This window comes from Dyella kyungheensis (assembly GCF_049913195.1).
GTDB lineage: Bacteria > Pseudomonadota > Gammaproteobacteria > Xanthomonadales > Rhodanobacteraceae > Dyella > Dyella kyungheensis.
Genome location: NZ_CP183983.1, coordinates 3,404,861 through 3,418,553, shown reverse-complemented (window position 1 = coordinate 3,418,553; position 13,693 = coordinate 3,404,861). Strand labels below are relative to the sequence as shown.

The 13,693-nt window shown below is 65.5% G+C and carries 15 protein-coding genes; 8 read left to right on the top strand and 7 right to left on the bottom strand.

All coding sequences use genetic code 11. The annotated features are described in order from the left end of the window. Positions 1-194: 194 nt before the first annotated feature. Positions 195-1,079 carry a LysR family transcriptional regulator gene (locus ACN9MB_RS15435; protein ID WP_239535152.1) on the bottom strand — a complete coding sequence of 295 codons (885 nt, stop codon included), beginning with the start codon at positions 1,077-1,079 and terminating at the stop codon, positions 195-197. Positions 1,080-1,170: 91 nt separating this feature from the next. On the opposite strand from ACN9MB_RS15435, the gene ACN9MB_RS15430 reads away from it, so the two are divergent. Next, a complete protein-coding gene (locus ACN9MB_RS15430; protein WP_426269504.1) occupies positions 1,171-2,166 on the top strand; it encodes a zinc-dependent alcohol dehydrogenase family protein in 996 nt (331 codons plus the stop codon). A gap of 51 nt (positions 2,167-2,217) precedes the next feature. Here ACN9MB_RS15430 and ACN9MB_RS15425 read toward each other — a convergent pair whose 3' ends face one another. Further along, complete coding sequence (locus ACN9MB_RS15425) at positions 2,218-2,493, bottom strand: hypothetical protein (protein WP_204634239.1); 276 nt, start codon at positions 2,491-2,493, stop codon at positions 2,218-2,220. Positions 2,494-2,943: 450 nt separating this feature from the next. On the opposite strand from ACN9MB_RS15425, the gene ACN9MB_RS15420 reads away from it, so the two are divergent. The 3 genes from ACN9MB_RS15420 (at position 2,944) to ACN9MB_RS15410 (ending at position 5,960) form a co-directional block, all read left to right on the top strand. Then, on the top strand, positions 2,944-3,711 hold the full coding sequence (locus ACN9MB_RS15420) for an SAM-dependent methyltransferase (RefSeq protein WP_426271929.1): 768 nt from the start codon (positions 2,944-2,946) through the stop codon (positions 3,709-3,711). Between the two features lie 170 nt (positions 3,712-3,881). Continuing rightward, a complete protein-coding gene (locus tag ACN9MB_RS15415) occupies positions 3,882-4,175 on the top strand; it encodes a hypothetical protein (RefSeq protein WP_204634241.1) in 294 nt (97 codons plus the stop codon). A gap of 9 nt (positions 4,176-4,184) precedes the next feature. Next, entirely contained in the window at positions 4,185-5,960 is a 1,776-nt protein-coding gene (locus ACN9MB_RS15410; RefSeq protein ID WP_204634242.1) for a tetratricopeptide repeat-containing diguanylate cyclase, read from the top strand. Between the two features lie 9 nt (positions 5,961-5,969). Here the strand turns inward: ACN9MB_RS15410 and ACN9MB_RS15405 are convergent, their stop codons facing one another. Next, on the bottom strand, positions 5,970-6,920 hold the full coding sequence (locus tag ACN9MB_RS15405) for a Dyp-type peroxidase (RefSeq protein ID WP_426269503.1): 951 nt from the start codon (positions 6,918-6,920) through the stop codon (positions 5,970-5,972). Between the two features lie 179 nt (positions 6,921-7,099). Here ACN9MB_RS15405 and ACN9MB_RS15400 point away from each other — a divergent pair, with 179 nt between their 5' ends. Continuing rightward, positions 7,100-7,513, top strand: coding sequence for a VOC family protein (locus ACN9MB_RS15400; RefSeq protein ID WP_204634244.1), 414 nt, complete (start codon positions 7,100-7,102; stop codon positions 7,511-7,513). Positions 7,514-7,561: 48 nt separating this feature from the next. Here the strand turns inward: ACN9MB_RS15400 and ACN9MB_RS15395 are convergent, their stop codons facing one another. Then, positions 7,562-8,272, bottom strand: a complete 711-nt coding sequence (locus ACN9MB_RS15395; protein ID WP_204634245.1) for a DUF899 family protein — start codon at positions 8,270-8,272, stop codon at positions 7,562-7,564. A 191-nt stretch (positions 8,273-8,463) separates the two neighbouring features. Here ACN9MB_RS15395 and ACN9MB_RS15390 point away from each other — a divergent pair, with 191 nt between their 5' ends. Then, positions 8,464-8,916: a GyrI-like domain-containing protein gene (locus ACN9MB_RS15390; RefSeq protein WP_426269502.1), complete on the top strand. Its 453-nt coding sequence runs from the start codon at positions 8,464-8,466 to the stop codon at positions 8,914-8,916. A 4-nt stretch (positions 8,917-8,920) separates the two neighbouring features. Here ACN9MB_RS15390 and ACN9MB_RS15385 read toward each other — a convergent pair whose 3' ends face one another. Further along, positions 8,921-9,535, bottom strand: coding sequence for a hypothetical protein (locus tag ACN9MB_RS15385; protein WP_426269501.1), 615 nt, complete (start codon positions 9,533-9,535; stop codon positions 8,921-8,923). 222 nt (positions 9,536-9,757) lie between these two features. On the opposite strand from ACN9MB_RS15385, the gene ACN9MB_RS15380 reads away from it, so the two are divergent. Next, positions 9,758-12,064 carry a transferrin receptor-like dimerization domain-containing protein gene (locus ACN9MB_RS15380; protein ID WP_426269500.1) on the top strand — a complete coding sequence of 769 codons (2,307 nt, stop codon included), beginning with the start codon at positions 9,758-9,760 and terminating at the stop codon, positions 12,062-12,064. Positions 12,065-12,084: 20 nt separating this feature from the next. Here the strand turns inward: ACN9MB_RS15380 and ACN9MB_RS15375 are convergent, their stop codons facing one another. Both ACN9MB_RS15375 and ACN9MB_RS15370 read right to left on the bottom strand, forming a co-directional pair. Beyond that, entirely contained in the window at positions 12,085-12,390 is a 306-nt protein-coding gene (locus ACN9MB_RS15375; RefSeq protein WP_204634249.1) for a GIY-YIG nuclease family protein, read from the bottom strand. 28 nt (positions 12,391-12,418) lie between these two features. Further along, a complete protein-coding gene (locus tag ACN9MB_RS15370) occupies positions 12,419-12,883 on the bottom strand; it encodes a hypothetical protein (protein WP_426269499.1) in 465 nt (154 codons plus the stop codon). 78 nt (positions 12,884-12,961) lie between these two features. Between ACN9MB_RS15370 and ACN9MB_RS15365 the strand changes: the two genes are divergently transcribed. After that, positions 12,962-13,648, top strand: coding sequence for a hypothetical protein (locus ACN9MB_RS15365; RefSeq protein WP_426269498.1), 687 nt, complete (start codon positions 12,962-12,964; stop codon positions 13,646-13,648). Positions 13,649-13,693: the final 45 nt, after the last annotated feature.

Here is a 13,693-nt window from a genome sequence, read left to right as displayed (position 1 = left end):
GAGTCGCGCCGCTGCCTCTGTACCGGCTTGTCGCGGCCAAGGCCGCTCCCACAAAAGCCCATGCATGAGCAGTCGACTCACCGCCTTTGTGGGAGCGCGCTTGCGCGCGACCGCGGAGTCGCGTCGTTACCTCTGTACCGGCTTGTCGCGGCCAAGGCTGCTCCCACAGGAGGCTGCTGTCGTGGAAGCCTGGTCTACGCGAGCCGTTCGATCACCAGATCGAGCAGGGCGCGCAGGCGGGCGAGGCGGCGCAGGTCGCGGTGATAGCCGATCCAGGTGTCGCGCGGCGGCGGATCTTCTTTCATCGGCAGGCGCTCGATGCCCTGGGTGGCGTCGCCCAGCGGTCGCGGCAATACGGCCAGCCCCACGCCCTGGGCGCACAGGCGCGCGTGCACGTCGCGCGCGTTGCTGCGAAACGCCACCGTGGCGTGGGGAAACTGGGCCTGCAGCCAGGCGACGTCCGGCATGTCGCCGAAGGCCTGGTCCATGGTGATCAGCGATGCGCCCTTGCCATCGCCCGGCTTCGGCCGGCGCGCGCCTTTCTTCAGATAGACCGCATAAGGCATGCGCAGCAGTTTGCGCGAGACCACGTCGGGCTCTTCGAAAGGCTTGATGCGGAAGGCGAGGTCGGCCTCGCGGCGGGCCAGGCTGAGGAAGCGCGTATCGGTGAGCAGTTCCAGCGTGACGCGCGGATGCTCGCGCGAAAACTCCGCCAGCACCGGGGTCAGCACATGGCTGCCGAACCAGTCCGACGAAGTGATGCGCAGCAGGCCGTCGAGTTCCTGTTGCTGGCCGGCCAGTGTGCGCTCGAAGGCGAGCACTTCCTGCTCCATGCGCTCGGCGTGCTGGCAGACCACCGCGCCTTCCTCGGTCAGCACGAAGCCGTCGCTGGTGCGCTGGAACAGGGTCTGGCCCAGCGAAGCCTCCAGGGCCCGCAGTCGCCGGCCCATGGTGGGCTGGGTTTGCCCGAGCGTGCGGGCCGCTGCGCCCAGCGTGCCTTCGCGGGCGATGGCGAGAAAGATGCGCAGGTCGCTCCATTCCATCGTGGATGCCTTGGATTTGCCGGTCGGCCATGTCATGCATTTATGCATGGAAAGAATGCATTTTATTTAGTTTTCATGCAATTGGTACTGACGTACCTTGTGTGCATTCCAAAACGAGGAAGTCGCCGTGAACGCTCAAGCTTCGATGCAAGCCGCCGTGCTCGAACAGCATGGCAAGGTCTTTCGCCGCACCGCCGTGGCGCGGCCGCTGGCCGGTCCGGGGCAGGTGCTGGTGCGTGTGGTGGCCAGCGGGGTGAATCCGCTCGATCTGAAGATCCGCGAAGGCAAGGCCGACCATGCGCGGCATCCGCTGCCAGCCATTCTCGGCATCGATCTGGCTGGCGTGGTGGAGAGCGTCGGGCCGGGCGTCGGCACGTTCCGTGTCGGCGACGAGGTGTACGGCATGACCGGTGGCGTGGGCGGCATCCAGGGTTCGCTGGCCGAGTACGCCGCCGTGGACGCGCGCCTGCTGGCGCCCAAGCCTGCCCACTTCAGCATGCGCGAGGCGGCCTCATTGCCGCTGGCGTTCATTACCGCGTGGGAAGGCCTGGTGGACCGCGCCCAGGTAAAGGCGGACCAGACCGTACTGGTGCAGGGCGCCGGTGGCGTCGGTAATGCCGTCATCCAGCTGGCGGTGGCGTTTGGCGCCAGGGTGTTCGCCGTGGATGGCGCAGCCAAGGCGCAGGACATCGGCCGCTGGGGCGCGACGCCGATCGACCGCACGACGTCGGTTGAACGCTACGTCGCCGAACACGCCGGCGGCCTGGGCTTCGAGCTGGTCTACGACAGCGTGGGCGGCGCGGGACTGGATGCATCGTTCCAGGCGGTCAGGCGCTTCGGCCATGTGGTGAGTGCGTTGGGCTGGGGCACGCACGCGCTGGCACCGCTGTCGTTTCGCGCAGGCACTTATTCGGGCGTGTTCACGTTGTTGCCGCTGTTGACGGGCGAGGGGCGCGAACACCATGGCGAGATCCTGCGCGAGGTCACGCGCTTGGCCGAGGCGGGCAAGATCACCCCGTTCGTGGATGCCCACCGCTTCGATCTCGACAGCGTGGCCGACGCTCACGCCTTGATCGAACAGCGCGAAGCACGCGGCAAGGTGGTGATCGAGATCGCGAAATAAAGAAGGCCGGCGCACAGGCGCCGGCCTTCGAGTGAAGCCCGCAGCGAGGGATTACTCCTCGCCGTCTTCTTCCTCTTCTTCCTCGCCTTCGTCTTCGAAGGTTTCCAGTTCTTCGACGCGCAGGAAATTCGGCGCCGAGTCGGCAAAGCTGATCTGCTTGCCGTTCACCAGCATCGGGCGCACGTCGCGGCGCGTGCCGCCGCCCTGGGTGGATTCCACCAGCGCGAAGCAGACCAGCGCTTCCGCACTTTCGTCGCCACTCTCGTCGAACACGGCAACCCAGCCGGTGGCGGGCATGATCTGGATGATGATTTCTTGTGAGGACATGGCACTTCCGGTTTGGCGAAACGGAGAAGCTTGCCGGGAGCCCCACGGGACTGCAAGCAATGCTGTCCGGACGCAATGCCGTTGCGGTTCCGGCGGGATGGGCGCCTGCCGGGCCGGGCAGCCGGATCCCGGTGCAGACGCAAAATCATCGCGCTTTCGATAGTCCGGCCGTTGTAGGCCGCGCGAGGGCGCACCCTTGGACGAATATCGAGCAAACGTTGTAAACGCTTTCTGTCCGCCCCGCCTTGTGTGATGCCACGCAGGAAGGTCAGGCGCTTACGTACTGAGGCTGCCGCATCCGCTTGCAGGCATGCCTGACCTTCTGTTTGTCATATGTCTCTTGACGTGCGCAGACCCCTGAAATTGCCCTACTATCAAGCGATGACAAATCCTGAGACTCAGCCCACAAAAGCCACGCCGCGCGGAAGCCTGGCCTGCGTCGGCCTGGGCATGACCCTGGGCTCGCACCTCACCCCGCTGGCGCGCAGTCATATCGCGCAGGCGGACGTGGTGTTTGCGGGTCTTTCCGACGGCATCGTGGAGATGTGGCTGCAGCGCATGCATCCGGACGTGCGCAGCCTCCAGTCCTACTACCAGGAAGGCAAGTCGCGGCTCACCACCTATCGCCAGTGGGTCGAGCTGATGATGACCGAGGTGCGTGCCGGCAAGCGCGTCTGCGGCGTGTTCTACGGGCATCCGGGCATCTTCGCCTGGGCGCCGCACAAGGTGATCGAGGCGGCCCGCGCCGAAGGTTACGCCGCGCACATGGAGCCGGGCATTTCCGCCGAGGACTGCCTCTACGCCGATCTGGGGATCGACCCCGGCCGTTTCGGCTGCCAGCATTTCGAGGCGAGCCAGCTCCTGCTGTTCGAGCGCCGCATCGATCCCACCGGCTACCTGGTGCTATGGCAGGTCGGGCTGGTCGGCGATCGTTCGCTGGCGCGCTTCCAGACCGGGCCGGCCTATCGCCAGGTGCTGGTGGAACTGCTGAGCGAACACTATCCGCTGGACCACGAGGTGATCGTCTACCGCGCGGCCACGCTGCCGATCCAGCAGCCCGGCATCCGGCGCGTCGCCTTGCGGGATCTGCCCAACATCGAGTTGCCGGCCGAGGAAACCGTGATCCTGCCTCCGGCCGAAACGCTCAAACCCAACCTCGCCATCCAGGCAAGGCTGGCTGCGCTGGACGCGCAGGAAAAAGCCGGCATGCCGGCGTAAGGCGGTACAGTTGAAGCACGCCGCGGGGGAGAGGCCCGCAGCGTTCACGGCAACGGTCGAACAGCGATGGCGAACGTCATCATGTTTCAGCAAGCTGGTGCCGCAAGACAAGGTTGGCAAGTACCGAACACGATGGCGGAACATCACCGGAACACACTTGGGGGAAATGTATGACTGACACGATGGATTGGCTCGAAGCCATTGGCCAGGACGCCACGCTGCGTCACGCACCGGCCGACGAATTGAACAGCACGCTCGAGGCCGCGGAAGCGTCCGAAGCGTTGATGGCCGCGGTGGCCTCGGGCGACAGCTCGTGGCTGGCGCAGGAGTTCGGCAAGCGGGTCATGCACGTGACCCAGAGCTCGCAGACGTTCCCCGAGGGCGACGAGCCCGAGCGCGAGGACGAAGGGGAGCCGCTGGATCCCGCCGAGCCCCAGAAGGGCGCGGCTTCGCCGAAAGGCTAGGCAGCCGACATGCCGCAACGGTGGCGTCGTTACTGGCCATGGCTCGCCTCGGCGGGCCTGGCCTTGTGCGTACTGGCCGAGGCGGTTCATGCAGCGCCGGAGATCGCCGATCCCGGCGCGTTCCTCGAACAGACCGAGCGTGTGCGCACCAGCGACCACCCGCGGTTCGTGCTCATGCTGGAGCAGATGCGCAGCGAGGCGCCGCAGCTGACCTCTGGTCAGCGCTGGTATCTGCGCTATCTGGAAGCCTGGCAGACGGCCTTCGAGGGCGATGCCCCCAAGGCCAACAGCATGCTGCGCGATGTCATCGATCATTCCGGCGACATCACGCTGAAGGCCAAGGCCTCCGCCTTGCTCATGCACAACCTGGGCATCAGCAATCACTACGAAGAAGCCTTCACCCTCGCCAACCAACTGGCTTCGGAGTTGCCGGAGGTCACCGACAAGCTGACCCGCTTCACGGTGCTGGCCAATCTCTCGCAGCTGATGGTCTACGCCGGGCAGACCGATCTGGCGATCAAGTACGCCAGGATGATGGAGGACACGCTGCCGCCGGGCGAAACCCTGTGCAATCCGTTGTCGATGGAGCTCAGCGCGCTCGACAAGAGCAACCGGCTCACCTCGTCCAGCCCGATGCTGCAGGAAGGCATCGACACCTGCCTGGCCGCCGGGCAGCCGGTGTTCGCCAACACCTTGCGGCTGATCAAGAGCAGCCTCTACTTGAACGAAGGGCAGCCGACCAAGGCGCTGGATCTGCTCAAGCGCATTCTTCCCAGCATCACCGCCAGCCGCTACTACTCGCACATGCGCGGCGTGCAGGAGCAACTCGCGCTCACCTACGAAAAGCTCGGCGAAGACAACAACGCGCGCAAGGCGGCCCTTGCCGTGCTGGCCATGAGCGAGCCGGACGAAATCAGCGAATGGCTGCGCGAAACCTACGACCTGCTTTACCGGATCGAGAAGAAGCGCGGCAACCTCAACGCCACGCTGACCTACTACGAACTCTACGCGGCGCAGGACAAGGGCTACCTCGACGACATCAGCGCAAGGTCGCTGGCCTATGCCGCCGTGCAGCAGCACGTGCTGGCGCAAAAGCTGGAAACCGAGGGACTGAGCAAGCAGAACAGCATCCTGCGCCTGCAGCAGGCACTGGATACCAAGGCCGTCGAAACCAGCCGCCTGTACATCATCTTGCTGTTGCTGGTGCTGGTCTCGATCTTCTTCTGGCTGCTGAGGATCAAGCGCTCGCAGCTGCGCTTCAAGATGCTTTCCCACCACGACGGCCTCACCGGCATCTTCAATCACCAGCATTTCGTGAGCGAAGCCGAACGTACGCTGCGTGGGCTGGAAAAGCGCCAGGGCAGCGCCTGCCTGATCTCCATCGACCTGGATCACTTCAAGCAGATCAACGACACGCACGGCCACGCCACCGGCGACGTCGTGCTCAAGCACACCGTGGCGTTGTGCCAGCGACAGCTGCGTCCCACCGATCTGTTTGGACGTCTGGGTGGCGAGGAGTTCGGCATCCTGTTGCCCGAGTGCACGCTCGACCAGGGCATGGCCATCGCCGACCGCATCCGTACCGCCATCGAGGCGACGCCGGTCAATGGCGAGGGCGGCTTGGTCGCGTTCTCCGCCAGCATCGGGCTGGCGTCCACCGACACCTCCGGCTACGAACTGCAACACCTGCGCAAGGAGGCCGACGCCGCGCTCTATCGCGCCAAGCGTACCGGGCGCAATCGCGTCATGTCCGACACCGAAAGCGAGGGCCTGGTGAAGGCCTGAGCAGGTTGCCTAAGCCGGTGAACCCTGGGCCGGTACCGGTACGTTCTCGAGGAAGCTCGCCGATGGCACGAAGAACAGCGAACCGGTGACGGCGGTGCTGAAGTCGAGCAGGCGATCGTAATTGCCGGGCGGCTGTCCCACGAACATGTTGGTGAGCATCTGCTCGATGCGTGCAGGAGACCGTGCGTAGCCGATGAAATAGGTGCCGAACTCGCCTTTGCCCACCTCGCCGAACGGCATGTTGTCGCGCACGATTTCCAGCGCCTGGCCGTTTTCCTCGATGCTGGTGAGCACGTTGTGCGCATAGGGCGCCTTGGCATCGTCGTCCAGTTCGATATCCGAGAGCTTCCTGCGGCCGATGATGGTTTCCTGCCGCTCGACCGGCAGCGCGTTCCAGGCCGTCAGGTCGTGCAGGTACTTCTGCACGATCACGTAGCTGCCGCCGGTGAACGCCGGGTCTTCGTCGCCGATGATGGTGGCATCCATGGCGTCCTGATCCACCGGGTTTTCGGTACCGTCGACGAAGCCCAGCAGATCGCGTTCGTCGAAATACTTGAAGCCATGCACTTCGTCGACCGCGGTCGCCACCTCGCCGATGCGGCACATGATCTGCGTGGCCAGTTCAAAGCACAGGTCCATGTGCGTGGCGCGGATATGGAAAAGGATGTCGCCCGGCGTGGAGACCGCGTGGTGCACGCCCTTGATCTCGCGAAACGGATGCAGTTCGGCCGGCCGCGGTTGGCCAAACAGCGAATCCCATGCCGCCGATCCGAAGCCCATCACACAGGAAAGCCGCCGGTCGGGATTGCGAAAGCCGATCGCCCGCAACAGCGACGGCAAGTCGCCGCAGAGCGCACGCACCGCATCGCCGCAGCGCGGATCGGGCTTCAGCGTCACCACCAGGAAGATGGCTGCGTGGGTCAGCCGGGCAGCCACGGGTTGCGTCACGATGGAAGGCACGGATCGCTCCTGGTGGTTGAAGAGGGCAGGCCGAGGGTACACAGCCTATGTCGCCTGCGGCCTTCCTGTCGATCCACGCGGCACTCGTTCGTCATGCTCATGAACACCGGACTGAAACACCGACGAAGGCATGCTTCCCTGAAACGCGTGCTGATCCCCCACTCGCAGGAGTAGCTCCCATGCAATTCATTCCCTATCTCGATTTCGACGGCCAGGCGCGGGAGGCGTTCGATTTCTACGCCAAGGCGTTCCAGGGCAAGATCACCGCGCGCATGACCTACGGCGAATCGCCGATGGCCGCGCAGATGCCGCCGGAGACCCATGGCCGGGTGATGCATTCGAAGCTGGAGACACCCGGCAGCGGCATCCTGATGGGCGCCGACGGCCCGCCCCATAGCGCCAGCACCAAGGGCTGCGTGAACGTGACCGTCGACGATCCGGCCGAAGCCGAGCGCGTGTTCAAGGCCTTGTCCGAAGGCGGCAAGGTCGACATGCCGATCGACGAAACCTTCTGGGCCCACCGCTTCGGCATGCTCACCGATCGCTACGGCAAGTCCTGGATGGTCAATTGCCTGAAGACGCCCGGCGCGTGAGCCGGGCCATGCGACGGGCCACCATCAGGCGGCCCGTCGCATCGGTCGTCAGGTGCCGTAATCGAGCTTCGGATACCAGTTGCCGCCGCGGCCTTCGGGCACGCAGTCGAGAATGGTCCAGATCGGCATCAGGTCGGGCGCGCCACGCGGGTCCTGGCCGGGATCGGCGGTTTCCGTGCCCATTTCACCCGCCCAGAACAGGCGGATGTGGCCATCGCGACGGGTGAACACGCAGAACGCGGGATCGTCGCCGCCGTCGGGGGCGATGGCGTGGTAGTCGCGGCTGAATTCGCCGTTGAGGTCCGAATACAGCGGCAGGTCGCGCCAGCCGCGCTCCCGCTTGAAGGCGAGCAGGCGTTCGATCGGCGAGCGGGCAATCACGGCCAGTGCCACGCGCTGCTGGATATCGGCCGCTTCGCCGTTCCAGGCGCTCAGCAGCGAGGTGCACATGGGGCAGGGACGTTCGCGCTGCGGACCGAACATGTAGTTGTAGGTGACCAGGGTCTGCTTGTCGCCGAACAGCCCGGCGAGATCGAGCGGGCCGTGTTCGCCCGCGAAGCGGTAGTCGCCTTTCGCTTCCGGCCCGGGCGGCAGGTCGCGCCGCTGTTCGGCGACGCGTTCGATGTGTCGGCGCAGTTCGATTTCTTCGGCCAGCAGTTCGTCGCGGGCGCGACGGTAGGCCTGGCTTTCGCCGGCGAACCGTACGCCGTTGCGTTTGACCAGTTCGGCCACGGGGACCAGGGCGGGGGCTTGCGTCATGGTGGACAACCTCAGCGTCATGGGGGAGGGACGCGCGCTCCGCCGCGAGAGGCGAATGCCGCGTCTACTCTCTCGACGAACGGGCACCTGGCATATCGACATCCCGCAAGTGGCCACTTTCACCCTGTTGTCACATCCGCCCATTGCCGTAGTCTTGGGGCTCGTTCAACGTTTCCGCCAGGACGAAAGCCATGGATCACCGGATCGTGTCGCTGCCTGCCTTTACCGTCGTCGGACTGGAATACATTGCCCGCAGCCCGAACGGTATCGGCCCGTTGTGGGAGCGCTTCCTGCCACGGGAGCAGGAAGTGGCGCCGAATGTGGAACCCGGCGTGGCCTATGGCGTGTGCGCAGCGCTGCCGGACGGCATGCTGCGTTACGTGGCGGGCTTGTCGGTGGCGGACGATGCGGCGCTGCCCGAGGGGATGGTGAAGTTCCGGGTGCCCGCCCAGAAGTACGGCGTGTTCACCCACCGCGGCGTGGCCAGGCAAATCGGCGAGACCATCCAGACCATCCACACGCGCCTGCTGCCCAAGCTGGGTTTGCGCGCGCAGGCGGGCGTGGGCTTCGAACGTTACGACGAACGCTTCGTGGCGCCGGACGATCCGGCCTCGGAAACCGATCTGTACATTCCGGTGGAATAGACGTTCAGGCGGCCAATTGGGCGCGCGGCAACGAGGCGAACGCGTCGTTGAGGGTGCTGCTTATCTGCGCGGCCAGTCCGGCATAGTCGGAGGCGCGGGGCATGCGGGCACGCTTGGCGGCGCCGTCCAGCAGGTCGACCTGGCCGCTCGCATCGGCGGCGCAGCCGTACACACAGGCACGGGGCGCGTCGAGGAATACGCGCATTTCCACGCGCACCGCCGCATCCAGCGGGATGCTGCCATCGGGCTCGATCAGGATGGACAGCGAGCGGTTGCCGCGGCGGCGCAGCAGACGCAGGCATTCCTCCAATTCGATCACCAGATGATGGCCTTCGGGCAGATCCAGGTCGCGGTAGAACACCGCATCCATCTCGAACGCCGCCTTGCGCACTTCGTTCTCGATGCGGCCCAGAAAGCCCACACGCAAGTCGTGCCGCGTGTAGTGAATGGGCATGGTGGACACCTGCACGTCGTTCTTGCGCACCAGGGTGGAGTGGTTGATGCGCGTGAAGCTCAGGCCTGCCGCCTCGTAGCTCTGCTTGGCGTTGGCGCCGCTGATGCCGGCGAACGCGGCCCATGCGGCTTTGAGATACGCGATGTTCGGCGCCGTTTGCAGCATACGTGTCCCGCCTTGGAGGGGTTGGTGGTGGCGCGGTCTTGCGGCGCCATGGGGGTTATCGGCGCCGGGCGGTCGAACTTCAGTGGTTTTTCCCGCCATGCATGACCTTTGTCCTAGACGGTCGCCACCGGGCACAGGGTATAAGTGCCACGACAGCCTTGAATGTCGTCGCGGCGAGAGATCGCGACATGCCTCTACGCACCACCGCTGGGGAGAGAATGCATGACCCGTTTGACGATACGGCCGCTGCTGGCGGCCTGCCTGCTGGCCTCCATGGGCAGCGCACTGGCCGCTGATGAACACGCCCCCGAGCAGGGCATGCTCGGCTTCAGTGCCAGCGGTGCCGCCGCGCAGAAGAGCCTGGAGCAGCGCTTCGATGCCTTGCTCGATCCGGCCGACCAGCGCGAATGGCTCAAGCAGATGTCCGCCGCACCCAACCAGGTCGGCTCGCCGCACGACAAGGCGAACGCGGAGTTCATGCTGGCCAAGTTCAAGGAGTGGGGCTGGGATGCCCATATCGAAACCTTCAACGTGCTTTATCCCACGCCCAAGAAAGTGGCGCTGGAACTGAAGGGGCCGCACCCGTATACCGCCAAGCTGCATGAGCCCGCGGTGGCAGGCGATGCCAGCTCGGCGATCAAGACCGACGTGCTGCCGCCGTACAACGTCTACGGAGGCGATGGCGACGTCAGTGCGCCGCTGGTCTACGTGAACTACGGCATGCCGGACGACTATAAGGATCTGGCCCGTCGCGGCATCGACGTGCGCGGCAAGATCGTGATCGCGCGCTACGGCGGCGGCTGGCGCGGCCTCAAGCCCAAGCTGGCGCAGCAGCACGGCGCCGTGGGTTGCCTGATCTATTCCGATCCGCACGACGACGGCTACGCCCAGGGCGACACCTATCCGCAGGGCGGCTGGCGTCCGGAAGATGGCGTGCAGCGCGGCTCGGTGGCCGACATGCAGCAGTATCCCGGCGATCCGCTCACGCCCGGCTACGGTTCCACCGCCGATGCCAAGCGCCTGGATATCAAAGACGCCAAGACCATCCTGAAGATTCCGGTCTTGCCGATCTCCTATGCCGATGCCACGCCGCTGCTGAAATCGCTCACCGGTCCGGTGGCGCCGGGTGGCTGGCGCGGTTCGCTGCCGATCACTTATCACATCGGACCCAGCGCAGCGCCGGTGCATTTGACCGTGCTGTCGGACTGGGGCCAGAAGCCGGTGTACGACGTGATCGCCACGCTCAAGGGTGCCACCGAACCCGATCGCTGGATCGTGCGCGGCAACCATCACGACGGTTGGGTCTTCGGCGCGTGGGATCCGCTGGCCGGCAACGTGGCCCTGCTGGCCGAAGCCAAGGCCATCGGCACGCTGTACAAGCAGGGCTGGCGCCCGCAGCGCACGTTGGTCTACGCGAGCTGGGATGGCGAAGAGGCCGGCCTGCTCGGTTCCACCGAATGGGCCGAAACGCATGGCGACGAGTTGAAGCAGAAGGCCGTGCTTTATCTCAACTCCGATACCAACGGCCGCGGTTTCCTCGAAGCCGGTGGCAGCCACTCCTACCAGCACCTGGTGAACCAGGTGGCCGAGGGCGTGACCGATCCGGAAACCAAGGGCAGCGTGCTGGAACGCCGGCGTGCGCATGTGATGGTTGCCGGCAATGCCAAGGACGCCAAGCCCGAAGCCAAGGAATTCGCCAAGCTCGCCGCTGCCGGTGGCGACGTGCCGATCGAGGCGCTGGGTTCGGGCTCCGACTACAGCACGTTCCTCGAACATCTGGGCATCGCCTCGCTCGACCTCGGCTTCAGCGGCGAGGACGACCAGGACGGCATCTATCACTCGGCCTACGATACGTTCGAGCACTACGTGCGCTTCGGCGATCCGGACTTCCAGTACGGCGTGGCGTTGTCGAAAGTGGCCGGCCACATCGTGTTGCGCACGGCCGGCGCCAGCGTGTTGCCGATGCGCTTCAACGACTTCAGCGATACCTTCGATCGCTACGTCCAGGAGTTGCACAAGCTGGTGGGCGATACGCGCAAGGACACCGAGCAACAGCATCAATTGCTCGACAAACACGCGTACGCACTCACCTCCGATCCCACCCGGCCCTTGCTGCCGCCCGAGCGCGATTCGGACGTGCCGGACATCAAGCTCGCGCCGCTCGACGATGCCGCCAGGAAATTGAAGAAGAGCGCGCAGGCGTTCGAGGCGGCCTACAGCCAGCGTGCCGCCAGCGATTTCAATCTGCCGGCCGCGCAGCTGCAGCAGATCAACGCGTTGATGGGGCAGATGGAACAGTCGCTCACCAGCGCGAATGGCCTGCCGGAGCGGCCCTGGTTCAAGCACATGGTGTATGCGCCGGGCATGCTCACCGGCTATGGCGTGAAGACCGTGCCGGGCGTGCGCGAGGCGATCGAAGGACGCCGCTGGGACGAGGCGAACCAGTACGCACAGGTCACCGCGAAGACGCTCGACGGCTACCGCGAACAGCTGGACAAGCTCACCGCGCTGCTGAAGAAATCCTCGTAGCGCGGCTGGTTTGGATGCCGTCATTCCGCTTGCGGGGTGACGGCTTCCGCCGCTGACGCGCGGCTCAGGTAGCCGAGCTTCCGATGCTTGGGCAATTGCTTGATCTCCCATTCCGCCCGCGATGCCGCTGCGCGGTTGTCGTAGGCACGCGAACCCAGCAGGCGCAGCGGCGGATGCGAACGCGTATAGCGCGCGCCCTTGCCGCTGACGTGCGCCTGGTAGCGCGCATCGAGGTCGTTGGTGATGCCGGCGTAGTAGGTGCCGTCGCGGCATTCGATCAGGTACAGGCACCAGCCACTGGCGGCGGATTCGGTCGTGTGAGTCATTGCACCTAGTGTGCCGCAACGGCCTGGTTTACGCGGCCCGATTGGACAACTTGGTGCGCGCGAAAAACGCGATGATCCAGCCGAACAGCAGCATCGCAGCCAGGTTGGCGATGAAGCTGAAGACGCTGAAATGCGGCACCTTGCTCAGTGCCGAGAGCGGTACCACCACGTAGTTCATCACCGCGAACACCACCACGCCGTAGGCCACGCCCCAGACCGGCCAGCGTGGCGTGGCGGCCACGCGCCGCCCTACGATGAGCACGAAGATCGCGGCGATCAGCAGCGACATGGCCCACTGCAGTACCAGGCCGAGTGCGGCTTCCGTGGCGCCTCCGGCCAGCGCTGCTTTGCCGAGCAGTCCGGCGGCGATGTATCGGAGGATCACCTGCGGACCGTAACCGCTGATCAGGCTGGCGGCGCCGATGTCCAGCGTGCCGGCGACGAATCCGCCCCAGAGGATGGCGGCGAGCAGGGGATGACGCGAGCGAGGCATGCGGTTCTCCGTGGCGTCTGGCGTGGCCACTCTAAACCAACCGGGCCGGCCCGCAACATGCCGGGCCGCGCCGCCCCCATGTCGGCTGCCGTTACTATCGGCGTCATGCTGTTTTCCGATCCCATCGGCGGCCCTGCCGAAACCCTGGTCGCCGACCTGCGCGATTACCCCGAGTGGCATCGGGGGCGCCGCCGCTACGGCATCTGGATGCTGCCGGTCGACGATCCCGCGTTGCTCCAATACATCGATGCGGCGCGTGCACAACTGGCGGACCTGATTCATCCCAGTCCGCGTCGTCAGGCGCATGTCACGGTCTATGTCTGCGGCTTTCATGGCGCCGGCGACCGCGATGACGATTTCCCGCTGCATCGTCTCGACCATCAGGTAGCTTTGCTGGAAGCGCACGCGGGCACCGAATGCGCGTTGCCGCTGGCGCCACTGGACAGCTTTGCCAGCGCAGCCTTCATTCCGGTGGGCGATCCCATGGGGCGGTTGGCACGCTGGCGTGAGGCGTTGGCTGTGGGCAGCCCCGAGATCAGGCAAGCGCCTTATATCGCCCACATCACGCTGGGTTTGTATCGTCGATGCGTGCCGGCCGAGGTGATTCGTCGTCGGCTGGGTGCGGTGGTGCCGCCGCCTTCATGGCTGAAGGTGAGCGAGCTTCGATATGCCACCTACGAGGCGCAGGACCATTTCGGGCCGCTCGGCGGCGTTCGCCGTGTCGCGCTGGCATCGGCGCTGGTAACAGCGGCGGGCGCGCCATAAAAAAGCGCGGCACGATGATCGTGCCGCGCCTGATGGCCGTGCAGC